Origin of the sequence: Bifidobacterium ramosum, assembly GCF_009299505.1 — a bacterium.
GTDB classification, from domain to species: Bacteria; Actinomycetota; Actinomycetes; order Actinomycetales; family Bifidobacteriaceae; genus Bifidobacterium; species Bifidobacterium ramosum.
On the sequence record NZ_WBSM01000011.1, the window covers coordinates 75,035 to 100,520 of the forward strand.

Below are 25,486 nucleotides of genomic sequence, written 5' to 3' on the forward strand. Positions count from 1 at the left end.
CACGCTCATCGAATAAGGACGCATATAGCGAAAATGCGGCGTGTTGCGTCAACCACATCCCACTGATCTCAGCGGATTTCACGCACTATCACCCCGATCTACAACAACATGCGCAGTCCATACATACCGTCGATTTCGTGTATGGAAGACCCCGCAAACGCATACGCATCGCTATATATGGCACGCTGCCTGCAACAATGACCCTGACGCCGCTGCGCGCACGCTGCGAAAGCGGCGACGCAACGGCAACAGGGCCGAACCGGGCGAATGCGCAAATGATCGCTGATCACTGCCTCTGCTGGTAGAAGGCCTCCTGGGTGGAGTCGTTGACCAGGATTATGGCGGGAGCGCTGGTGAACTTGGAGTCGTAGCCCCCTCCGAAAGCCTGTCCTCGCACCTTTTCGCTGAGTTTGGATGCTGCGTACCCCTTGGGATATACGGTGAACGTACCGCAAGGAGTCATGCCGTACGCGTCACCGGTGGTGAAACGCATACCGTTCTCGATACGCTCATCTCCCTTGGCACCTTCCACAGCGAGCGCATCCGAAGCACAAGTCAGGTTGTAGGAGCCATCGTCGTACTTGGTGGCCGACTCGAACCGTCCCGAGAACTTCGCCTCGTCCCGCGTGCCCTTGGGGTAATCGTCGCCGATGTCGCCCAGGTTGTCGTCGTGGTAGTAGCCCGTGAACGTGCCGTCGTCTTTCAGCCACAGCGTCGTGTCCCATGCGCCGGCGCCGGACGAGAACATGTACGTGCCGGCGAGTTCCTTCCACGCGGCAGCGGACTTGGAATCCGCGTCGGACGAACCGCCAGAGGAATGTACGCCGCCATCAGCATCACCGTCGGCCGTGCCGTCGGATGCGACCGTACCGTCGATCAGGCTCCAGTCGATCGGGGTTTCGACCAAATAGTAGACGTTCTTCTTGTTCGGAGCCTCCTTGAACTTGACCATCTTGCTGTTAGAGTTCGGAATGTACGGGTTGTACTGCGGGCCGGTCGCCTTGCTATCGATGACCGCCGGCTTGTAGTCGGAGTTGTCGCGCTTGATGATGTACGGGCGATCCTTGTCCGGCTGATAGTCGGACGTGTTCGTGAAGTAGCCGCTCGATTCGATCGCGGACAGGTCCGCGTCGACCGGCATGTACACGAAAAAGTCATCTGCCTTGTAGGTCTCACCGCTGTTCTGCCGCATACCGTCACCCTTGGCAAGGTGACCGTTATCGCAGTAGATATACCCTGGGCCGAGAGGAGCAAGATCGTCGCCGCAGTATGCGGTGCCGAGCCCCTTGAACAGCTCGAATGCGCCGGTATCTCCGGAGATCAGGCTGTTCCCAAGCGAAGAGAACTGTGCGACCGCTTCGGTGTCCGCCTGATTGGTAGGAGTACATCCGTTGGCATTCTGGACGACGCCACACAGATTCAAGCTGTCGACTTTGTTGTACTCGCCGCTCACGTAGTATGTGGTGTCGCTCTTCTGCGATTCGTCCGTGCTCATGGTGATGCAGTCGCCATCTTCGGTGCAGTAACTGCCGGCGAGACGATCGGTACGAGCAATATCCTTGGAATCGCCCATGTCATGTTCTTTTGCACCGGTCAGCACGTCATACCGGCCACTCGCATCGACGCCATAATACAGCGTGACATCGGTCGCATCGGTCTTGACACCGATGCCGGGATTCGCACCCACGATCTTGCCGAGGTACTGTCTGCCGCTGAACCGCGGTTCGAGCGTGACCGTGTAGCCCTTGCCGGTCAGCTCGCTTTCGGCCTGGTCCTTGTCTATGCCGGCGATCTCCACGGGCACGCCGTCGCCCTCGATGCCGACGCCGATGTGAATGCCCTCATCCGTATCGGTGACGGGCTGGCCGTCGGCCGGCATGGTGACGGACACCTTACCGGGATTCTCGGAGACGACCTCGTGCTCGGTGACCTTCACTCCCATGTCTTTAAGCGCGGTCTCGGCCTGCTTGGCGGTGGAACCCACCGTGCCCTTGGGCACGCCAGGGCCAAGTGATTCAAGCACCGTGACCTCGCTGCCCTTGGCGATGCGCTCGCCGGACTTTGCGCCTTCCATGCCGATGTAGCCACCCTTGCGGATCGCGCTGTACTGCTGCTGCTTCTTGACGATGAAGCCCTTGTCGGCCAGCTGCTTGGCCACATCGCCCGCATTGGACGCCTCGACCGTTGGCACGGTCTGCGGCCCCCATAGTTCCATCTTGTACGTGATGAACGTGGCCACGCACACCGCCACCGCAATGAACGCCGCGACAATGGTGACCATCATCGCAATCGGAGGCTTGCGCTGGGCTACAGAGCCGGCAGACGGTTCGTCAGTTTGTTGCGGTTCCGGTACCGTCGTTTCCGGCTCGGACTGCGACTCGGATTCGGCCACCGGTACCGGTTCCGCAGTCACGGACGTATCGATCGTGGTCTGCATCTCAGCAACAGGCTGCGCCTCGGACGCCGGTTCGACGAACGGTTCCAGCGGATGCCCGCAACTAGTGCAGAACCGCGAATTATCAGCGTTACGCGCACCGCATTCAGTACAGAACATTGTGCATCGCCCCCGCAATGATCGCGCCGACGATAGCCGACAACACCGTCACCAGAATGATGAACACGATCGCACTGAGCACGATCTGCAGCAGCACGCACAGGAACTTGACCCACTGCGAGTCGAGCGGGCGACGACTGTCGCCTTCGTAAACGAGCACCATCATCCACATGCTCTGCGTTACCACCGCCAGCACCCATAGCGTAATCGCCAGTACGTCGACGTGAATCAGCGCAAACACGGCGGCCAAGGCAAACAGGCCAAGCCACGGAGCCAGCCGGTGCGCATAATCGTCGTGCAGCGTACGGAACGTCACCGGGTCACCCATCAGAGCACGCATCAACCGCAGTACCAGCAGAATGCCGTACAGGTACAGGCTGAACATGATCCACAGCACGACGAACACGAACGGCGCAGCCTCATCCACGGCTTCACTGATGTAGTAGGAGTCCACGAATGGGATCATGCTCAGAATAGAGCTGCCACCGTGCGAAATCTCGCTCGTCGCGGCCAATGCGGACAGCATCGTGGTCGCGAAGATCACGGCCAACGCATACCACGGCTTGCCGCCACCGACCTCGCTCGGACGCAGAAAGAACGTCTTGAACCAGTCACCGAACGCACGCGCCTCGGCCTTCATCTCCGGGGTGATCAGCGGCTTGACCTCACTCTGAGGCTGGAACTGGCCAGGCTGGCTAAACTGCGGCTGCGAAGCGGGCTGCGGCCCGAACTGGGCAGGCTGCGGCTGAGCCTGTGGCGGAACGTTCGACTGCGCTACCGGTGGAATATACGACTGGCCGACGGACTGTCCGCTCGAAGAATTCTGCGTCATTTGACCACTCGGATCTGGCTGCGTGGCCGACTGCGTCGCGGTCGGCACCGGCACGAATGGAGAACCGCATTGACGACAGAACTTCGCCCCGTCCTGATTGTTCGCCCCACACTGTGTGCAAGGTTTCATGGCCATGCTTCCTTTCTCTGTCTCATCTTCGTTGATAAGCCGGTTTCCGACCGGCTCACCAACCGTTCTACCAAAACAACCAAGCCGGCATGTCACCACGCTCATTCGCAGGTAATGCGTCGGCCGAGTTGCATCGACACCCAAACAAACCGGACAAGCACACGACACACCGACGAATCGTTGGTATTGCAGGCGTGTCGCATCATCCCGTTCAAACCCCAACAGCTTGTCCGGTTTGGGTAGGCAGAGGCGATCGGGACGGCCGGTCGCACGAAGCACAACAACCAAGGCGGCAACGCCAGTAAAGAAGGGAACCAACAATGGTACACGATATGGGCAAGGTCAAGGTCGAATACGTTTCGATCGAGGACTCCGACAGGGACGCCGAGGAGCACCCGTACACGGTCCCGATCCCGGAGGACCTGACCGAGGATTTCGAACCCTCCAAGCCTGTGACCCGCGAGCAGATGATACGCTGGATGACCCGCCACATCGAACCCTACCCGGGATACGCCGAAGAAGAAGGAGCATGGGAGCGCGCCTGGCAAGAAGTTGAGCTCGCCCAACTCAAAGCCGACGGCGAACCCGTACTCGAAATGGACCCCGTACATCTTCAAATGACGGAAACCTGCACCAAGATCGCAGAAGAGGATCAGACGGACTCCACCGCCACTCAGGGCATCGACTCTGAAAACACAGCCGATGACATCAATGACGAGGACGAGAACGACTATGCGGACGGCCTTGGATTCAATCCCTTCGCGACGCTGCGCGAGATCATGGACGCCGACGGCGAAGGCCCGATCGACCCCGACTCCGACCTGCAGTAAGCCGCACAATCGGGCGATACCTCGAAATTGTCCGGTATCCATCAATATCGATCAACGCCAACCCGCAGAAAGGAAGCACATCATGGACGTGTCAAGCAATCGTTACTTCAGTCCTATTCCGACCGGTGAGCATCGTTTCGCCGCGCATTTCAGCCTGCAGTATCCCACTCATTTGGACTGGCTGGTCAAATTCATGGAAAAACGCACTGCGGAAACCCCGCTACAGTTCTCGGCCGCATTCTTCCGCCGCCCAGCACGAGACAAGCACGGCAACTGGACCGGCAAGTGGATCGAACACTGCACGGTCACCGATGCGACCGGCAGCCGCATTGTCAACGAATACTATCCCAAACGCCAGCAGATCCACATCCCGTATCTGCACTACCGGCTGAACACACGCCAGCTCATGCCGCTGATGAAAGTCAGCTTCCGCCCGGCGTTCGCGGACGCGCCTGACTCCCCCGTCGTCACGCACGTCGAACGGCTGTGGGATGTGCTCGACTACGAAACGGCGCTACGCGGCAACATGCTCACCGACGATGCCGAAGAAGCCGAACCGGATGTATACGCGATCATCGAGCACACCACCGGAATCATCATTCCGATCGCCGTCGGCATGAAAGCCGAGTTCATTGTCGGCCAAGACGACATGATGACGATCCGCGTACTGCCGATGGCCTCCCGCAGCGGATATCGCAGCTACAACGGCCACGAACGCTACGAGGACGAAGGCACGTACAGCGAACAGGAACTGCGCGATGACATCGCACGATGGAGCCGCGAACTCGGCGAACAGATCGCCAAACGAGACACCGAAGAATTCGCCAACTGGCGTGAAGCAATCAAGGAACTCAAGGAGAGGACCCAGGAATATGACCGCGACAACCAATGACATCATGCTCGACCTCATCATGCGAGCCGATACCGCGCAACTGCTGACCACACTCGTACGCCGGCAGAACGTCAACACGACCGTCAGTACCGCAATGCTGCCGTCCGTCGTCTACTTCGACGATCTGATCGAACAGTTCAAGGACGACGACACCGGACTGCCGCCGCTTGAAGACGAAAACGACGGCGACAACAGGTTGCGATGCGTGTACGCGTACAACGGCATCGAGTCCGACGACGACTTCGCGGACCTGCGCGACCCGAAGTCGGCCGAACGCGACGACTGCCAGGAGACGCCGCAATACTACATCAAGGCGTATTCGTCTGATCCGGGCGATGCCAAGCCGACTCTGGAAACGTACTACTACTACCCGCGCCACTTCGCGCTGAACCTCGGCTACCTGTGCGACACGATGGCTCGACGCACGCCGGTGATGGAGATGAAGCGCTACATGCTGCGCGGCGAACTGCCGCCCCGCTACACCATCCAGGAATGGGGCCCGATCGCCTCCCTGCAGTAAGCCGAACGCACCAGCAGCGAACGGCAGAAGAGAAAGGAGCACACATGACCATCATGATTAAGCCGGAAACGCAGGGGCTGCTCCACGGGGCGAAGGCCGTTGGAGTCGAATATGCGATCCGCCGCACGCGCGACAAGGCGTGGCTGTTCGACGCGGATTGGGACGGCACCGACACCGCGTGGGAGCCGGATGCGGATAACGCGACCTGGCAGGGCGACCTCGAGGATATCACCCGTCTGGCGCGGCTCAACCACATGCTCGCCTACGACAGCGCCGGCGACCCGCAGCTGATGAGCGGGCTGGAATTCGTGGCGCGACCATGGTTCTACGAGGAGGACTACCTCGATTCGACGGAGGATACGCCGCTTGACGAGCTGGACTTCAGCACGATCGGCGTGAACCCCGCCGATTTCGCCGAGTGATCGGCTTCGGCGGGGTCCGGCAGCGGCGATGCACGGCCGCACCGCGAGTCGGCACGGATTTCGCGGCGCGGAGAGTGTAGATTGGCAAGAGTAAGGGATATGGCGCAAGGGGGCCTCATGGTCTTGGACATACTGGAAACCACCGGCGACGATGATGCGCTGGATGCACTGATCACGCGAGCCACAGCCGATATGGCCACATCCGGCGCAGATGAGGCCGGCGATCAGGCCGGCGAACGATTCATTCTGGTCACGCCGGCACGACTGCGCTCCTACGCGGAGCGCCAAGTGCTGGAACATCTGGGCGCGCATCCCACAGGCAAACCGGGCGTGACGCTCGAGGTGCATTCGTTCACCAGCATGGCCCGTTCGGTAATCGGCAACCGGTACGACGGCCGATACACGAAGCCCGTGGTAAGCCCGTTCACACTGCGCGCGTTCCTGGCGACACGCATGCGTCACGATCCGCAGACGTTCCGCACCGCCGGCGAGACGTTCGGTTCCGCGAACCAATTCGCCGCGCAGGTGACGGAACTGCTCAACGCCGGCATCCGCCCGCACGACATCACCGGCATGCCCGACGCCGACGAGCGCATGCTCGCACTGGCGAAACTGCTCGCGCTGGTCGAGGACGAGTTCGGCAATTTCACGATGCCGGGAGCCAACGCAAGCGTGATAGTGCCGTGGGCCGAGGACCACGGCGACCGACTGCATGTCTATCTATATGGATTTGAATGGATGACGGCAGACGAGATGCTTGCCACAATGGCACTGGCCAAATCGGCTGACTGCGTAGTGTGCACCGAAGAAGGATGCCGTCCCGATTTCGTGAATACGTTTGCTGCCAATGCCGAACATTCCGCCGGCGAATCATTCGACGAGCTTCCACCTCTGCGCCGTCCAACAGCCGGATTAACCGCATATCGGGCTCTGGACGAGTGCGACGAAGTTCGTCAGGCGGCAGCCTTGATCGAACTGTTGCACGAACAGGCCGCCGAGGACGGCGAACCGTTCTCTTATGGCGACGTGCTGATCACGGCACGCAACCTCGAGCCATATCAAGCACTGCTGGCGGACGAGTTCGCCTATCACGGCATACCAGTGAATATGACGTCGATGGCGACGATGGCCGACCAGCCATTCGCAAAACTACTGCTCAGCCTGCTGGACGAGAGACTGTATGGCAAGGTGCCGGATGCGACCGTTCTGTCAAACGTGTTCCGCTCCCATCTGCTGCGCGGCCAGTATCGGGTCTCGAATCGAGACTTGGATCGGGTGGAAGATGCATTGTACTCGTACGACCCGGTCAAGGTCTGGGATTGCGGTTCGAATTCAATCGCGGTGAACAACACGATCGCACGTATGCACACGCTGATCGCAGAAGCGTACCCGGTGTTCATGGAGAACGAACACGCTGAAACGCGAACGGTGCGCGAGACGCTGGGCGGCATGATCCGTTTCCTAGTGCGAATCGGAGCCAATCTATCATGGACCGAGATCGTCGCCGACGACGCGCACGCAGCGGAATCCAATGATGCGCACGTCCGCCGCGGGACAAGTGAACGTCTGTTCTCGCAGACCCGAATCGTATGGAATCTGGTCATGCGCGAGTTCGACGAGTTGGTCGACCGTTTCGGCGACGAGCCATTCAATGATTTTCGGCCGACATTCCGGGCCAATTTGGAGACACTGCTGCTGGAACAGCCGTTGCACGATCAGGCGAGGGCCTCGAACGCGGTTGACGTGATCGCGTTCCCGACGCCGATGCGCCCGTACCGTCACGTGTTCGTGTTGGGTGCAACGGAATCTCAGCTGCCTGCCATCCCAAGCGAGGCAGGGCTGCTGGACGAGTCGGAACGGCTGAGACTCGCCGACTCGCTGGCAAGACACGGCAATACCATCGCGGCGGTCGGTTTGCGTTCCGGAATCATGCAAAGCAAAGCCCGTCGCGAAGTGCTCGCGTTCAACCGCGTGACGCGTTACGCGCAAGACCTAACGGCGTTCTGCCCGGGTACGGCAGGCGGTGCAGCGCAAGCATTGTCGCCTTTCGTCGCAGCGCTGCTAGTCACCGACAATACGACGGATGCCGATGAGCGAATCGCAACGCCGACGATCAACGACCTGCCCACGACATTCGACGACCTCTCGCATCCGCTAACATTGCGCACCGCAAACAACGGTAATCTGGACCCCGGGATCATGCTCGACCTGTTCACCCGCCCGTCCGACCCCAACGACATATCCTCGCCACGTGTGCTAGACACATCGGTATCCGCAGTGCAGGGCTTCTACGCCAATCCGTTCGACACATTTCTGCTCCGAGGACTCAAACTCCAACCGGTCAAACCGTTCGAACTTGATTCGGCGACCAAGGGCAGCTTCTACCATGCAGTGCTGGAACGTCTGATTGACGTGAAGATCGCCGCTCAGCATTGCGGCGATAACCTGTCTGCGCTTCCCACCATCTACCGGAACGGGAATGTGCTGAAATCCGATACCGAACTGATCGACCTGCTCGCGCAATTGGATTTCCAGCCCGAACCGATTGCCGGCTCCCCGCTGACGACGGCAAGTCTGCTCGAAGAGAACCCGGAGTTCGCAATTCTCGATTGCAGCCACCGTATGAACGCCGTACACGGCCAGCTGAAGAACACGCTACGTTTATTCCTACAGAGACTCGATCTGACCGTCGAGTCATGGCAGACCAATCTACTTGACGCGACGGCCCCGGCCCCGAAGGCCGGAACACGATCCAAGAACACGGACCAAGTCATCGCCGTGCACGATACGCCGCTATTCACCGAAAAGCAGTTCGGCGACATCCACGGCACCCGCGCAGACTGGCCTGCAGTGACCTCGCGTATCAGTGGGGCCAAGGATGGACTTCCCGTCAATGTGACCGTACAAGTGCGAGGCAAAGTCGATCGCATCGAGCGCATCGAGCGCAATGGCCTCGAAGGTTCGCTGGTGATCGATTACAAGTCATCCCCGCACACGCTGTTCGACGCGAACAACAAAACCGAGCTGGGCACCCTTGTGTACTACGGGCATGAACTGCAGTTGCTGAACTACGCGCGGGCCATAATGGCATCCGGCGAGGATCTTCCGCCGGTCATGGGCATGGTGTTTTTGCCGATACAGAACACGAAGGACGCTTATGACATCGGAAAGCTGCCGGAAAACGGAACCGCATCCGGCGAGCGCACCAGGACCATCGGCGATACCGGATTGGAATTACCAAGTCTGACAGCACTGAACCTGACCACCGCCGGCACACTGGTCAGCCCGTGGGAGCGTGGCAAAGCAGCCTCGCTGCCGCGGTTCTCTCTGTCTCCCGAGAATCTGCGGCTGCTGGTCAATTACGTGCGACGCATGATCGACCAAGCCTGTCGGGCTATGCTGTCCGGCAACATGCCAGTGGCACCGTACAGGGCATTGAAAAGCGATGCCAGCGAAGCCGGACGAGACGGTCTGAAGTACAGCGACTACCGGGACGTCATGGCGTTGGATCTGCTGGACGACCGGGCGTGGCGGATGCAGTCACCGGTACTGCTCGGACAGTTGGTTGACGCGGCCAAGGACGTGGCATTGCCGGATCTGATCGGCGGAACGACCGTCATGACCGGGAAGGAAGAGGAACAGTGAACGACAATCGATATTTCATCAGCGCGTCGGCCGGCACCGGCAAGACCACACGGCTACTGCAGGACGTGATGCTCGACCTGCTGAAGCGTGGGCAATCCGACAGACAATCGTCCATACGCGAATCATTGATCGTGACGTTCACGATCGCCGCAGCCGCGGAACTGCGGGCCAAGCTCGATCGCAACCTCAGGTTCGCGGTCGACTACGCGCACTCGTATGAATCCGATGGCAGACGGATGCACGACACCGACTACTTCATCGGAGGCGACGACGGCGAACTCGCGCGCATGATCGTCCAGGACCCGCATACCGCAGCGGCGGTGTTCTCCAAGGCAGTCAACGAACTACCGACCGCTCAGATCAGCACGATCGACGCACTGTGCAAGCGCATCGTCGACCGCAACGCGGACGTGCTCAACATCGACCCCGGATATCAGATCATGGCGGATGCGGCGATCCGATCCGGCATGCAACACGATGTACTCACTGCATTGTTCGAGCAATGGTATGCGCCGGACAGTCCTGAACATGACGCGTTCCTCGACCTGTTGGACAACACCGGCGGCGCTAACAACGATACCTTGCTTGCCAGTGAGATGCTGCGTTTGCACGACCAGACGCAGACCAAGCCGAACGGCTTGAAATGGCTGGATAGACTATCGGAACCGTATCGAGTGCGTTTCGACGGGTTGCGACCGTTGCGCGGAGCGAGTTGGATCGTCGACGGGATCATGGACGACCGGCACGCCGCTCTGGAACGGCTACGCAAGCAGGTCGCGGACCAGCTTGCCGCTTTTGGAGAGGACCGCGGCGATCCGCGCGACGGCACGCAACTGCTGAACGACAGCAAGGTGTTCGCTCCGGTATTCGACGCATTGGATGCGATATATGACACGTACGACACCGGCTCGTGGGATGATGTGATCGCCGCAATGAATCATGTTTCGGATGTGATCATGGAGGCCAACTCCGGGCGGAAAACACTGAACGGCAGCAATCTCGACGTGGTGGCCGATCTGTTCCCCGACATCGTCAAAAAATCCGATGACAATGCAACCGCTTTCAAATTGCTCAAGAACATGTCGAATCACGTCAAAGAGGATCTGCACAAGATATTCGCGCTGCCGGCCGCGCAGATGGATAGGTTGGATGCGGTCGCGCAACGGCGCATCGACACGCTGGCGCATCTGACGGGATTGTTCGCGGCCCAGTATGGGGACAAGAAGCGGCGTGCGGCGGTACAGGAGTTCTCCGACATCACGTTCCTGGCGCTTTCCGCACTGGAGCGCGACGATGTACGTGGACGTGTCAGCGACCAATGGCGCTACGTGTACGTGGACGAATGTCAGGACAACAATGCGTTGCAGAACCGGTTCATCGACCTGATCGGCCGAGATGCCGCGAAGGTGACGATGGTCGGCGACGTCAAGCAGAGCATCTACGGGTTCCGGTATGCACAGCCCGAAGAGTTCCGACGTAAAAGCCGGGAAGTGCCGGCGGAGCATCTGTCGACGCTGGACCAGAACCATCGTTCGGTTCCCGAGATCCTTATCTTTGCCAATACGGTATTCGACCATCTCATGCGAAAGGACATGGGAGGTGCCGACTATCTGCAGGACCGTTTCCATATCCCCGCAGCCCCGAACCAGTACGACGCAACGGCCGTGGAACTGTTGATACGCCAGCAATACAAAGCCGGCAAGGACACCGAGTCGAACGAATCCGGTGGAAGTGCGCCGGCATCATACGACGGAACGTCATTGCCGCGTATCGATCCGAATCAGCAACAGGTTGACATGATCGTACGGCGCATCCAACGGCTGCACGACGAGGAGGGATACCAGTACGGCGACATCGCGGTATTGGAACGTAGTGCAAAACTATTCGGGGAACTTCATGACGCGTTGGCCGAGGCGGGAATCTCCGTCGAAGTCAACGGCGTGGGCGACTACTACAAGAAGCCGGAAATCCTGCTCGCCTTGGATTGGCTGCGCGTGATCGACAATCCGCATCACGACGTGCCGCTGGTCGCCTTGATGCGCGCCTACGGCATCGCGGACAACGATCTTGCCGCGATGCGACTGCTCGGCACGGGAAGCTATTACGGCATCCTGCACCGGCTCACGCATCCTTCGGACGAATTCCCGCTGCCCGATCCGTTGCCCGGCGAACTGGCCTGTCATATCGACATGTTGCGAGCGTTTCTTGACCAGCTCGAATCACTGCGCACATTCGCCACAACACATCCGGTCGACGAGCTGCTATGGCGCGTTTACACGCAAACCGGCTGGTACGACTACTGCGGGCAATTGCCTGACGGCTATCAGCGGCAAGCGAACCTCGCTCAGCTGTGTGCCAAGGCGCGTACATTCGCCGGCACGGGAGCTCGGGGCATCCCCGCGTTCCTCAAGGCCGTCGAACAATGGCAGACCAATGACAACAAGGACGTCAACGCAGAAGCCGTGACGTTGTCCACCAAGGACGCGGTACACCTGACTTCCATTCACCAAGCCAAAGGTCTGCAATGGAAGGTCGTGATCCTCGCGGATGCGACATCGGACACGTATAGAACCAACCAGCTATCACAGTTCGTTACCGTGCAAAAGCCCGGTGACCCTGAACACGGAGTCGCCGTATGCAAGATTGCCGACGAACGCTCACAAAGTGTGGTGGGCACGTTCCAGTATGACCGCCTGACCGGCATGGTCAGACGGCAGACCGTCGACGAACAGCTGCGCCTGCTGTATGTGGCATTGACCCGCCCGGAACGCAAACTCATCATTGCCGGCATCAGCGCAAGTGAAATCGCCGATCTGCTGGTCGATGCACAGGCGAAGGCGCAGATGCTGAGGGACGATAACACCGTGACCGCAGACGGCATCGTGAATGGCAACAAGTATCTGACTTGGATACTGCAGGCGCTCTATGCGGCGAGTCGGCATACCGAAGCGCAGGGCACGAACGAGTTCCGGGCATATCTTAACGAAAGCAATGCGGATGCCGGCCCAGTGTTCGAAGGATTTCTACCTCTTCCGGACGGATTGGCCGCGGACACAATGGCCGGCAACGCGTCCGTTCGTCGCGTCACGCTGCTGCATGATCTGACGGATGTGCACACGCATGCTCAGGCCGCCGGTAGCGAGCGAAATGTTCAGGAGTCCGCTGCTCTGAAGATGCGACCGTCGCCGGAAGGATTCGTATCGGTTGACGAGCGTGTGCCGGTTGAATGTCGTCGTCCGCTCACGATCAATGCGTCCGGCGTTCGCTCCTGGGCTGAGCTGACGGCGCCGGTCGAACCGGGCGATGACGATGATGCGGCATCGTCGGCGGTTTCGGGAGAATCCGTCGTGCGGGACGATGCGGACGAACGTTCGTGGAGGTTCTCCTCCTACCCGCTGCCGGACTTCCTCACGGATGCCGGGCACAGCCCGTCCGCGGCCGAGATCGGCACCGGCGTGCACAACGTGCTCGAACAGTTCCACTGGTCGACGCCGCCGGATGCGGCCGCGTGCGCCGAGCAGCTGCGCAAGGTGATCCATCGCCTTGAGATGACGCAGGTCATCTCCGCTGCAGCCGCGTGCCAAATCGAGCAGGGGCCGCTGTTCGACGGCATGATGTGGTTCGTGTGCCCGGACGACGAAACGGCGGACGGCGATGGAACGGTTGACGCAGGGGCATCGCTGCCGGCGGGCATCCGATCCCATCGTGGACGGCTGTTCCGTGAGGCTCCGTTCTCGCTGCTGCTTGATGATCGCGAGCTGCGTAGGATCGCGAATCCGAACGGGTCGCATGGTTCCGGCGAGTTCGGTTCCGCGCAGGACGGCGAGGTGTCGGCGGACGCAGGAATCGTCGTGCGCGGCGTGATCGACGGCTACTATGTTGACGACGAGACGCGCAGCATCGTGTTGTTCGATTACAAAACCGACGCGGTGTGGGACGAGGAGCACGATGACCTTGCGCACTGGGAGCGGCGTCTTCACGACGATTACGTCGGACAGCAGGCACTGTACGCTAAGGCGCTGGAACGGCTCTACCCCGGTTATACGGTCACGCAGCGTTGGCTGGTCGGCCTGGCAGGGCACCGGTTCATCAATGTGGCGAGGTAGGCAATCGTTCACATGTTGCGCGGGATTCAAGGCGAAGCGGCATTTCACCCCCCCCTCATTCTCAATCCCGCTACAGCGCCGTTCCATCACCACATCAGTTCGCAGCTGCTCCGGCCGATGCTCATCTGGCATCCCACGGCGGGCGCGAGACGGAACATCGTCAGGAACCCCTGCAACAGTTCCGGACCGCCGCAGTCGAGCAACCGGGCGGCCGCACGCAGCAGATATGCGTACTCCTGATTGCAACCAAACATCTTGGTACCGCCGCTGATGTGCGGAGACGCATAACGCTTCGCGGCCACGGCGAACACACCCTCCCACGCGCTGGCATCCGCATGGGCCAACAACTGCATGCGCTGATTGGGAGACAGGTATCGGCCGCCGAACCGGTCGCTCAACGCGATCATCCATGCTGGCGACAATTCGTAACGGAAATCGTCCAGATGATCGCAGTGATCGCACTGTCCGAGACCTTCCATCGGCGTGAAGAAATGCGATCTCACCTGCGCGAACAGCGGATGGTCGACGATGCGTCGAATCACGCGATCCGGCACCAACTGGTTCTCCATCACCTGCGCGAGCAGCGGGCATCGTTCCGCGCGGGTCCGCCAATCAGCGCGCGGTTTCCATGCATGATCGTCGCGATGATCATCGGTCATAGCCGTCTCCTTCTGCTCGCTGACCGCTGGCGAACGGTCTGTCGTCGCATGATTCGGCATTGCAGCATCAGTCACTGCAAGCGGTATCGGCACGGCAACGCTTCCGGTCGCACGTTGATCGTCATCACCGGCCGCAACGCCGCTTTCGGCATCCCGCAGTCGTATCAACTTGCGGATATGCAGATCTGCCAGTCTCGGATCGTCGCAGCCGCGAACATTGTCGCGCACCCAATCGGCCAGCGGAGTGTCGTCCTGTTGCCCGATCAGTTCCTCCCAATCATCAAAGGCCCGTGTAGTGGCGAGCATCTCCGCATGGCCGTCATTGACGTGACGGCTGAGATAGCACCGCTCACACAACGGGAGAATCCATCCCGTGCGCGGACGACGGATGTCATCCTGCGCGCCGCAATCGACGCACGTGCACGTCGACAGACTCTCGTACATGGCGATCAGCGAGTGCATCAGCCCGGCCAGATCCAGCCATTCCGCCGATCGTTCCTCTCTGGCGAGCGCATCCCACGCATCATCGTCGAAATACACGCGCAGACCGCCGTACTTCTCCTTGACCTGATCAAGTTTGAAACCGGTCAGGCCAAGGCCGATCACGGTCTGCATGTCGTCAAGTAGTTCGGCGCCGAACCGGACTTTCCATCCCGCCGGCATCTGATCGAGATCCGCAGCCCACGGCCAGTTACGATGCAATGCCTTGACAAGTTTGATATTCGAGCGCCAGCTCACCGCGAACAGGTCGCGCAGGACGGGCAGCGACGGCTTGCCGGTGATGATGCGCATGCGTTCCTCGCTGCTCATGCCCGGCTCCAGATGCAGTTCGTGCTCGTACAGCAGCCGCGAATCCACAGCGTATTCACGCAGCCAGCCGATCAATGTGCCGACCACCGTGTCTCGATCATGCCGGTCGAGCGCGATGAACTCCCGTCCCAGATCATGCCGTCTTGCGTCGTATTTCGCTGCTTGACGTTCGTCTCCGTTGTCTTGATCGTGGTCGCGGTTGGCTGCAGCCAAACCAATCCACATCGCTTCGAGCGCCCGGTAGGCGTCGTAGGCCATCCGATACAGGTCGGCGGTCATGTGACCGTCGATGTCGACATCATCCCAACGCAACCGGTGACTCAACAGTCGTCGGTCGTCGGCGGACAGCGGCGACATCGCATCAATCGTCTCCCAGTTCATGCGGCTCAGGCACACATTGCGCGCGCCGGTCTGCGATGCGGCCGTCAGTTCGGCTCCCCGGCCAGGATGCAACGGCTCCGGCAACTTGCCCGACTTCGCGCACACGGAACGCTTCATCTGACCCAACGCCCTATCGGAATCCCGCGATTCCGCCGCGGGCAGTTCAGGCATTTCTTCACAGGTGACGCGATAAACGAAACTAGTCTCATCCCAATGAAACCGGTACGTATACTCATCAACAATGCCTTTCCGCATGCACATGGTCGTTCCTTTCCGCCACATGGTAAAAACGTCTCCGCTAAAACCAACCGGACAAATCGGTGTCGGCAGGTCACGAGGGCAACAGACTCACCCAACTCACGCAATGAAGTGCACTGTGCGGATTGCGCGGCACACGCACAGGTCATCGCCGCAGTTGTCCGGTTACATGACATGGCGCCACGAACAGCACCGTAGAAGGAGCAAATATGACAACCGAAACCATGGTGATCGACGTGCGACCATACACGCAAGCAACCCAGCTGGAACACGAGTTCCGCAATATCAACCACCGGTACGGCACAGACTTCTCCCTACACCGGTTCCGCATGCCGATACGACGGCCGGACGGCGAATGGGACTGCATGTTCCAGCTGCCGGTGCTCACCTACCGATATGGCGAAGTGGAGCACGAGCACGGTCTGCCCGACTACCGCATGTTCGACCTGCGGTATCTGCGCGCATGGCTGGCCGACGACTGCTTCCCGTCGTATACGGAACTCGAGGCGAGCATCGTCGAAGACAATCCGATCAACCGGAGCGCAGCAAAACTGTCGATCAGCGGCATGGGCTGGGTGCTCGGTCTCGAAGATGCGCACCATGCCAGACTGCTGACCGAACTCGACGCCGACGAACCGACCGTCACCGGACTGTACGCCGCGGTCGAACGCAAGACCGGACTGGTGTACCCGATGGCAACCGGCACGCGGATGACCGTCACCCGTGACCGAGACGACGATCATCGCAACCAGTGGAAGCTCACTATCGCAGTCGGACTGCCGCCCGAGCAGACGTTGCGCTGGCCCAGCCCGTACGACGACTATTTCGGCAAGGACTGCCCGGACGAACGCACGATGCGCGATCAGCTGGAGCGCGATCTCGATCTGCTGCGGGAGCAGGTGCTCGCCCGGGATTCGGATCGTTGCCGCATCGTGCGGCAGGCCGCGGAATCGCTGTGCCGCGAATACGCCGCCACGCAGGACAAGGAGGAACGATAATCATGAACGCAATGATCATGCCGGCCGCCGCACCGCAGCTGGACTCGCATCTGTCGTTCGACGAGTCGACGATGCCGGACGACGACATCGACCTGTTCGACTTCCCGCCGTCATTGGACGACTGGGCGCGCGACAAGAAGGTATGCCAGTATTTCAACGCCGACGACGAAGCCGAAACATGCGGCACGGACCCGGAATACTTCATCCGCGCCGACCATTGCTGGGACCCGGGATGCCATGAAGTGCACACCTGGTACTACTGCCTGCGCCACTTCGCCGCAAACATCGGATATCTCGCACGGGAGATATGCGCATTGCCAACGGATCTGGAACTCACGCGATATGTGCGCTGCGGCGATATCCCGCCCCGGTACCAACTGATCGAATGGGGGCGCATCGGCGAGGAAGGCACGCACGAGCTGCCGCACGATAGCGCAAGAACGGTACGATGACGACAAATAATAGGAAGGACATTACGTTGACGCTCCCGAAACAACATGTGGACCAACGCCCTGACGCGAGACACGTGGAGACCGGCAACCGCCGGCCACTGGTATTGATTGATTTCGACGGCGTAATTAACCAGTTCCCGGACGAGAAAGTGCGTCGTCGGCAGAACTCGACCGCATGGATGAAGCCCGGAGACCCGCGTATCCCCGTGTACGATCCAACCAACTGGTTTCCACCCGACCATAGCCGTACCGTGTGGGCGGGCAATTATCATGGCAACATCCACATCCACTGGGCCGCGCAGCTGGTCGACCGGCTACGCGAACTCGACGCCGAAATACTGTGGTTGAGCACCTGGCAGCCATACACCGCCGCGCTCAATCTCGCGCTCGACGTAGATTGGCAGACGATTACTTGGTACGATCCGATCACCAGAGAAGGCCGCTATACCGGCAAACGACGTTCTGTGATCTCTCGGCTCGTGCTCGGCCGACCAATCGTGTGGATCGACGATGAAGAAACCACGTACGATGCCGGATTGGCCATCCAATCAAGCAGACCGACCGCGCCTGTGCTCGGTGTGGGGCCACATTCGGATATCGGCATCAGTCGACCGCAAATGGACCTGATCGAACAGTTTGTTGCCGCACCACCAGCCGAGCCGACAGTACGGTTCGAAGTCACCGGCAACGGGCACGAAGGCCACTGGGGATTCTAAGCGCTTCCGCTTTTCCGTGAAGTAGTTGCCAGACGACCGCGCGCAGGAAATTCGGGAACGCGCGGCTTCGTCCCGAAATTGTTGCACTGACTACGACTCAGCGCGGGAATTTCGGGAAATCAACCCTTTCGTCCCGAAATTGTTGCACTGAGGGATCGTCAGTGCAAGAAATTCGGGAACGCGCGGCGAATCACGGCCAGCCCTGGCATCCCGGACGCACGCTCGGCAAACAACTCGGTAACGGCACCACAGCCGCGGCGGAAATCGCTCGCTGGGACGCGTCCCAGCGAGCGATTTCCGCCACACGGGTAACAGACGCAAAAAGTCCGGCACCCCGTTGGACGGGATGCCGGACTCCTGTAGCCGCGCGACCGACTCGCGGCTGACGTGCAGTCGAGCCGAGTCGACGTGCGATGACGCTACCGGTTACGCAATGCGGATGACGGCACGTCATGACCACAATCGCGGATCGGTGACGTCAGCGATACCGCGGTCGGCTCAGTGACGACGCAGCGCGCGGGTCGTGGCGCGGGACTTCGTGTACACGAGGCCAGCCGCCGCGGCGAGCAGGAGACCCGCCATCGTGAACAGCATGATGCCCGCAGCACCGGTCAGCGGCAGCTGCGACACGGAGGTGACGTTGGTGACCTTAACGTTGCCTTCGATCACACCGTTATCGACCAGCTTCCACACGTCCTGCTTGGCAACAGTGACAGTGGTCTTGGCGTTCGCCTTATCAACGGGAACGGGCTTGCCATCTTGCATTTCCATGTCGGACGACATGTACCACTTGTTGTTGACCAGCGTATCGGACTTGATCGGCGTAGTGGTCACCGTCACCTGGAACTCCGGCAGGAACAGGCTGGAGTAGCCAGCCGGCGCCTGGGTTTCCTTCACCGTGTAGGTACCTTCCAGACCAGAGAGGTGCAGCAGACCATCAGCACCGACCTCAACCTCGGTGGCAGTCGGCTTGGCATCGGCGGTCGCAACCTTGTAGCTGCCTGCAGTGCCGGTGAATGCGATAGCCTGACCGTTCTTGGAGACGGTGAACTTGGCACCAGCAAGCGTCTTGCCATCCTTGTTAACCTTTTTGAGACCGAATTTTCCAGTAAAGACCTGCGTATCCGGCGGCGTGACAGTACCGTGGCTCTCAGAACCCGGGTTGTTGGAGTAGTCGAGCTTTACACCGTTGTCGTTGCTGCCGTCAGGGTAGACGATAGCATCGTCGTTCAGCGTCGCGGTGTAGGTAACGTAGATCTTCTTGCCGATAAGGTCAGGATCGAGGCCAGCGGCGGAACCATCGACCAATGCCGTACGATCGTTGGAGTAGCCACCAACATACTTAGCAAGATCAACAAGAATCGTGGTATTCTGATCAGCATCATTGGCGGTCGGCTTGGTAACAGTCAACACGTAATCATAAGTACTCTTATCCGCATCAGCCGAAGATGCCGCCCTCAGCAGCTCATCATCCGTCAGTTTGCCATCACCGTTCTTATCGACATAGACCTTGGCATCATCGTTGTACGTCTGACCTTTGTGCAGGGTATCAGTGATCTTGAAGGTGTACTGGAACTTGATCGTATCGTAGCCAACAGTGGACGGAATTTCGACGTTACCGATCTTATAGCTGATCTTGTCACCGACCGCGGCACTGGCGGCCTTCCCGTCAGCCGTTACGTTGGTCTGCTGATTTTCCTTATCAGTAGTCGTATCGTCGACGCCAGTGATGGTCTTATCGATCGTCGGACGATCGTTCTTCACCGAGACAGTGCCGAGTGGACCACTGGCCAGATCAAATTCTCGCGTAGTGGAAGTCGGAGAACCATCATTTGCGGTATATGCGACGGTACCCACGATCTTTGTCCCGACAACCATCGGGATGGATGCACGGTACTTGCCTTCCGTCCCCTTCACGTCATCAGAGGGAGATGCGTTGTTCGTCACATCGACAACCACATATAGACCCTGCGATACAGACTGCGCGAACGAGGAAACGCCATCGGCGTTCTCACCAATATTGGTGTTCACCTCCGCTGAGGTGCCAGAGGACTTCTGAAAAGCATCATTCTGAGCCAGCTTAGTGACAAAGTTGCGCAGCGTACCCGACCAAGTAGGAGAAGCCGAAGCGCCCGAGTCATTCATGTGCTCGGCGATATATCCAGCCGGGTTGCTGCTGTAATAAACCGTATCCTTGGCGTAAGCATCATCAACCTGAGTTAGCACAGTATTCAAATAATCCTTGGCAGCCGAGTCCGTTTCGACCGACACACCGGCAACCTTCAATGTGTCACCGTCGGTTTCCGCATACGGAGCGGTCTTTGCATATGTGTACGTACCGATGCGAACATACTTGAACTTATGCCCAGCTAGACGAGCCTTCGCCCCAGTAATGGTGATATTGGTCGGGGCGTCCTGAATCAACGTTACATTCTGGTTGCCAGCGGTTCCGTTAAGTTCCGTTTGCGTTGTATCCGCAGTGGCAGTGGCGCCGAGGGCGAGGCCGCCGAGCATGGTGGCTGCGGCGGCGAGGCCGGCGAATAGTTTCCTCATTCGCATGAGAAACCTTCTTTCTGTATTCCTTCTTGTTTCCTTGATGTGTGTTTTGCAATCGCGGAGGACGAAACCGCATGTGCTCCGCGATCCGCAAGTCTTTGGTGTTTGGGGGGGGGGTTGTGTTGTGTGGGTGACGGGTGACTCCCCTCAGTCAGCTTCGCTGACAGCTCCCCTCGGCAGAGGTGAGCCGCGCTCCTGCCGCTACGGGACGGATCCCGGGTCATGGCAGTGCCGATCACTGCGTTGACGCGTGATCATACGATCGCCACCTTCCGCTTGCGCCACTCGTTCGTCAGCGCCAGCGCCGCGATCGCCACCGCAGCGATGCCACCGCCAACCAGCATCCAGTCGCAAGCCGCCCAGTTCCCCGGACCACCGGTCAGCGGAAGTGCGGAGACCGTCTTTACATTCGGGATGCAGTTCGTGCCGCCGACTTCCGAAGAGCACGACTCCCCCACCGTCAAGTTGGAATCGGATTCACGGGCGCCGATACTGAACACGTATTCCTTGGCCGACTTCACATACCCGTCAGGAGCCTTGGTCTCGGTAAGCACATACTGATACCGGATACCGGCGGCATCCTGCTCGGCGGTCGGACGTTGCAGTCCGGATATTGTGAGGAAGCCCTTGGCGTTATCCAGATCGTTGTATGAATACCGCGCGCTTGTTCCCGTACCAGATTGTTGCAATCCGGTGGCATGTTGGTCGCAGGAATCACTTGTCGATCCGGAACGAGAAGAGCAATCAACGACGGACGCCGTAACCGATTCAACATTCTCCGGCGAATCCGTTACGGCATCGCCATCAGTCAGCACGGCAACCGGACCGGTAATAGCCCATTCAGTCGAAGAAGAATCGATTATTGAGCCGCTATCCTTGGCGACTTTCTTCCACGAAATCTGAGGAAGTTTATTTACGATATTGGCGCTATTCGTCCCCGCAGACCCGACTGGAGTCTTCCCATCGGCTTGATACAACGTTACGGATTGGTTATTCGCAGACGCATTCTTGTCTGGAATCGTGAACACGTACGTTTCGCTTAACTCGGGATCCCAGTATCCGTTCGGGGTAGCCGATTCTCGCAACTGATATTTACCAGGATCTAGGCCGGAGATATTGAACTTGCCCTCGTCATTGTCATGATCGGCAAGTTCATCGCCGTTGTTCTCGGCGCGAGAACAGTCAATGCCCTTGTCCTTGTTATGCACGCAATCCGTTACCGTCCAACGCGTATCAGTGAGTTCCGAACTGTTGGCCGACTTGTACTTTGTCACCGTCCACTGCGATTCCGACAGGAATGCCCCGCTATCGGTATCGACCTTGCCCCATGAGACGCCCGGTAACGGAGCGTTGCCGATTTTGTTACCGGATACACTGGAATCTGCAGTACCGTCTTCCTGTACCTCATAGATCGTCGGATCCTCAGGAATGGCGTTACCCGTTGGAGTTTTGATAGTAAACGTGTAAGTGATGTTGCTGGCCTTATACCCGGTCGGAGCTTTCGTTTCCTTAAGCGTATAGGTTCCAGGCTGAAGATTTTCGACGCCTATTTTACCGACGTCCGGATTGGTGTCGGCAAATCCATCGTCCGATACGGTGACGCTCCATGTCTTGGTGCTGGCATCGAACGACCAGCAGTTCTTCTTGTTGGCTTCGTCGACCGCCTGACACGCTTGCGGACGAAAATCCTCTTCCATATAGGGGGACGCAGCCTGCTTGTCTTCCAACGCGGACTGCTGGATCGACAACTCCCATTCCGAGCCAGACAGTAACGTATCAGTCGTATTCCCTGAAGCATCCTGCGCAGCCTTGCTCCACGACGCAGTGTACGGAGTAGCGAATGCGATCACACCATTACTGCCGATACCGCCGCCGGATAGACGCGCCGAATTGTCATAGACGAGAATCTGGGCACTATCGATGGCCTGCTGCTTGTCGGCGGTCGGGAGAACCTCTGCTTTCAATCCGACGCCCGTGGTGAACTTTGTAGTCGTTTTGTCAGACTGCTGCTCCGCTAATTTCGTATGCTCAGCGGATTGCGGAACGTACAGATACAGCGTCGTAGACTCCGGCTTGGTGGTTGACTCGTTGATCACCTTGTCATTAGATGTCGTAGACTCCGGCTTGGTGGTTGACTCGTTGATCACCTTGTCATTAGATGTCGTAGACTCCGGCTTGGTGGTTGACTCGTTGATCACCTTGTCATTAGATGATGCTCCCGCTTGATATCGCGGACCATCCGCATGAACTGCAACGGTCCCGTGCCCTGTTGCGCCACCAGTATTCGGCAGCCATGAATCATAGAAACCGCTGGCTTCTTCCTTCGGAATGCCGTCCTTATACCACTCCACGGTTTGCTCGGTACGATCAGTAAACCACGACGACAACAACTTGAACTGCGTCGGCTGAAGCGTCTTCAAGGTCTCGTCATTCCATTTTTTATAAGGATTCATCAACGCCAGATCTGCACCGGCCTCCGTCAAAAAGCCAGTCTTGCTGGATAGATTCTGCGTATTCGCATCAATATTCTGATCCACATCGTTGTCGAACACTGCCACATTACCGCCTTCGGAAGCGGTCGACGAACCGGATGGGCAGAACCACAGACCACCACCGAAGTGACCCGCAACATTTGAATATGTTGCAGTACGCCCGACATACGTGGTCGAATTGATTTCCGTATAAATGGCCCCACCCAGATATCCGGACACGTTCCATGCGAATACACCGCCGGTAAGATATGCAACCGACCCTTCTTCTAGGAACAGCGCTCCACCGGCGCCACCGCGTTCAACCTTCGACGCTTCTCGATTCCCGTTCGTTGCGGGCTTCGATACAGAGGCGTAATTTTCTTCAAAAGTCGGACGCAAAATTGTCGTCTTACCGTTTGCGTCAGTAACCGATTTATTACGGATACGCAATGTCCCCTTGATCCATAGAGCACCGCCACCGGACCCCCAGGACCATGCCTTGGCATAATTTTGGATGAATTTCACATCGCCCTGAATGGTTACGGAACCCTTCCCATCCGCGTGTATGGCACCGCCACCGGATTTCATCTGACGGCATACGCTATTGCCATCATCCGTAGAGCAAGAACCTGGATCCTGACCGTTACCCTTAAATAGACCTCCACTGATGACAAGGTTCCCATCATCTTGCGAGATAACGCCACCACCGGCGCCAAGCGCCTTATTGCCGGTGAATGAGCCATTAGCGACGGTGATGTCGCCGCCCTCGTTATCACCTGTGCTCGCATTGGAGATGACTGCTCCGTTGACGCCGGTGTTGCTGGAGAACGTACCGTTGTTGACGGTGATGGAACCAGCCTTTTGTTGGAATACGCCAGTAAAGAATTGGTTCCGAGTCGAGATGTGGTCGAACACGCCGCTGTTCACGGTGATCGCGCCGCCGCGGTTGATTGCGACGCCGGCGGTTGCTCCTCGTTCTTCCACGAGTCTGCCATTGTCATATATCCGTTCAGCGATGTCGTACCGATCTCCGACGTCGATGTAGCTGAATGTGCCGCCGTTGATGGTGAGGGACGAGCCCTTGTATACGGTCGCGAAACGACGGGAAAGTGCGGCGTTGCCAGTGCCGGAATACGCGAACTTTTCCTGCGCGCCGGTACCGATGGTGAGGTTGCCGATGGCTTTGCCGTCGGCGCTGCCCACGTTGAACAGCGAGCCTTCGGTGTCTCCGTCAGCGGGCTTCAGCGATGTTCCGCTGGCCACCGTCGACGTCAACGTAACGTTGCGGGTAACGGTGATGGCGGCGTCTTTATCCGCGGTGATCGACTTGACGATGGTCACGGTCGCGGTCGTTTCCTGCTCGATGCACTGCTTGAGCGTGGGCCAGTTGGCGACGGCGGCGCAGTCGGGAGTTGCGGCGGCATCGGCGGCAGGAGCGTCGGCGTTGGGATCGGCCGTTGAGGATGAGTCGTTGGCGCTGTTGGCCGCGGCGTTGCCGGAGGACTGCTGATCGTGTGACGCGTCAGTGGCGGTATCAGCCGAGTCGGTGCTGGAGTCGGCAGATTCAGTATCGGTAACGGGGGGGGGTTGCCGAGTTTTCGGCGGTGGCGTTATCAGTCTTGGCGGCGGAATCGACGGACTGAGTGGACTGCGCAGCGGTGCCGTCGGCGGGCGTCGGCTCGTCGGCAAGGGACACTCCCGTCAAGCCGCACACCATGGCGACGGTCAGCAACGCCGACACCGTCGCGTACGCGTACCTCCTCATAGCATCGCGCATCGCGCGTTCCTCCTCACATCATCGAGGGGCCTCTCCATAGCATTCCCAACCTCTCAACAGGAATGCCATACCCCCGATAAACTCCATTGTGCCCTTATTATAGGGGGATCATTAACGATAATCCACGGCGTTTGCAAACTTTTTCATCATCACCAATCACACATCAATGATCACAAGCACACAGCAACGATCACCATCGATCATTCCGATACAACGCAGTATCACCAGCAATACCAACGCTTACCAAATCTTCAACATCACTCCGCCGCACACACAACCCCATCACATCCACGCCACCGCGTGATCATTCATGATCACGACACGCCAACGACAACCACCACCCTTTACACACCGCCCGATACCCCGATATCACTCTCGCTATCATCCTCGACACAGACTTATCTATGGAAAAATGTCATAATTTACATTTTTATCTATGAATAATTGTATAATTAAACATATTTCCACAGCTAACGCA

General features: G+C 58.8%; 14 protein-coding genes. 9 read left to right on the forward strand and 5 right to left on the reverse strand.

Going from position 1 to position 25,486, the window contains the following annotated elements; genetic code table 11:
* Positions 1-286: 286 nt before the first annotated feature.
* Together DSM100688_RS09700 and DSM100688_RS09705 are read right to left on the reverse strand one after the other, a co-directional pair.
* Complete coding sequence (locus DSM100688_RS09700) at positions 287-2,554, reverse strand: zinc-ribbon domain-containing protein (RefSeq protein WP_152358892.1); 2,268 nt, start codon at positions 2,552-2,554, stop codon at positions 287-289.
* Positions 2,541-3,836 carry a zinc ribbon domain-containing protein gene (locus tag DSM100688_RS09705; protein ID WP_152358893.1) on the reverse strand — a complete coding sequence of 432 codons (1,296 nt, stop codon included), beginning with the start codon at positions 3,834-3,836 and terminating at the stop codon, positions 2,541-2,543. The genes DSM100688_RS09700 and DSM100688_RS09705 overlap by 14 nt, the downstream gene beginning before the upstream one ends.
* A gap of 11 nt (positions 3,837-3,847) precedes the next feature.
* On the opposite strand from DSM100688_RS09705, the gene DSM100688_RS09710 reads away from it, so the two are divergent.
* The 6 genes from DSM100688_RS09710 to DSM100688_RS09735 all read left to right on the forward strand — a co-directional run bounded on the left by DSM100688_RS09710 (position 3,848) and on the right by DSM100688_RS09735 (position 13,930).
* Positions 3,848-4,345: a hypothetical protein gene (locus DSM100688_RS09710; RefSeq protein ID WP_152358894.1), complete on the forward strand. Its 498-nt coding sequence runs from the start codon at positions 3,848-3,850 to the stop codon at positions 4,343-4,345.
* Between the two features lie 82 nt (positions 4,346-4,427).
* Positions 4,428-5,237, forward strand: a complete 810-nt coding sequence (locus DSM100688_RS09715; protein WP_152358895.1) for a hypothetical protein — start codon at positions 4,428-4,430, stop codon at positions 5,235-5,237.
* On the forward strand, positions 5,218-5,757 hold the full coding sequence (locus DSM100688_RS09720) for a hypothetical protein (RefSeq protein ID WP_152358896.1): 540 nt from the start codon (positions 5,218-5,220) through the stop codon (positions 5,755-5,757). Before DSM100688_RS09715 ends, DSM100688_RS09720 begins: the two co-directional genes overlap by 20 nt.
* A gap of 44 nt (positions 5,758-5,801) precedes the next feature.
* Entirely contained in the window at positions 5,802-6,179 is a 378-nt protein-coding gene (locus DSM100688_RS09725; protein WP_152358897.1) for a hypothetical protein, read from the forward strand.
* A 117-nt stretch (positions 6,180-6,296) separates the two neighbouring features.
* Entirely contained in the window at positions 6,297-9,824 is a 3,528-nt protein-coding gene (locus DSM100688_RS09730; protein ID WP_163146860.1) for a PD-(D/E)XK nuclease family protein, read from the forward strand.
* Complete coding sequence (locus tag DSM100688_RS09735) at positions 9,821-13,930, forward strand: UvrD-helicase domain-containing protein (protein ID WP_152358899.1); 4,110 nt, start codon at positions 9,821-9,823, stop codon at positions 13,928-13,930. Before DSM100688_RS09730 ends, DSM100688_RS09735 begins: the two co-directional genes overlap by 4 nt.
* Before the next feature lie 86 nt (positions 13,931-14,016).
* On the opposite strand, the gene DSM100688_RS09740 is transcribed toward DSM100688_RS09735, so the two are convergent.
* Positions 14,017-15,897 (reverse strand): hypothetical protein, encoded by a 1,881-nt coding sequence (locus tag DSM100688_RS09740; protein WP_152358900.1) that lies wholly within the window; start codon positions 15,895-15,897, stop codon positions 14,017-14,019.
* A 350-nt stretch (positions 15,898-16,247) separates the two neighbouring features.
* On the opposite strand from DSM100688_RS09740, the gene DSM100688_RS09745 reads away from it, so the two are divergent.
* The 3 genes from DSM100688_RS09745 (at position 16,248) to DSM100688_RS09755 (ending at position 18,204) form a co-directional block, all read left to right on the forward strand.
* Positions 16,248-17,036: a hypothetical protein gene (locus DSM100688_RS09745; protein WP_152358901.1), complete on the forward strand. Its 789-nt coding sequence runs from the start codon at positions 16,248-16,250 to the stop codon at positions 17,034-17,036.
* 2 nt (positions 17,037-17,038) lie between these two features.
* Entirely contained in the window at positions 17,039-17,488 is a 450-nt protein-coding gene (locus DSM100688_RS09750) for a hypothetical protein (protein WP_152358902.1), read from the forward strand.
* A gap of 74 nt (positions 17,489-17,562) precedes the next feature.
* Entirely contained in the window at positions 17,563-18,204 is a 642-nt protein-coding gene (locus tag DSM100688_RS09755; protein WP_152358903.1) for a hypothetical protein, read from the forward strand.
* A gap of 498 nt (positions 18,205-18,702) precedes the next feature.
* Here DSM100688_RS09755 and DSM100688_RS09760 read toward each other — a convergent pair whose 3' ends face one another.
* Positions 18,703-20,763: a SpaA isopeptide-forming pilin-related protein gene (locus DSM100688_RS09760; protein WP_152358904.1), complete on the reverse strand. Its 2,061-nt coding sequence runs from the start codon at positions 20,761-20,763 to the stop codon at positions 18,703-18,705.
* A gap of 251 nt (positions 20,764-21,014) precedes the next feature.
* On the reverse strand, positions 21,015-24,920 hold the full coding sequence (locus DSM100688_RS09765; protein WP_170286291.1) for a prealbumin-like fold domain-containing protein: 3,906 nt from the start codon (positions 24,918-24,920) through the stop codon (positions 21,015-21,017).
* Positions 24,921-25,486: the final 566 nt, after the last annotated feature.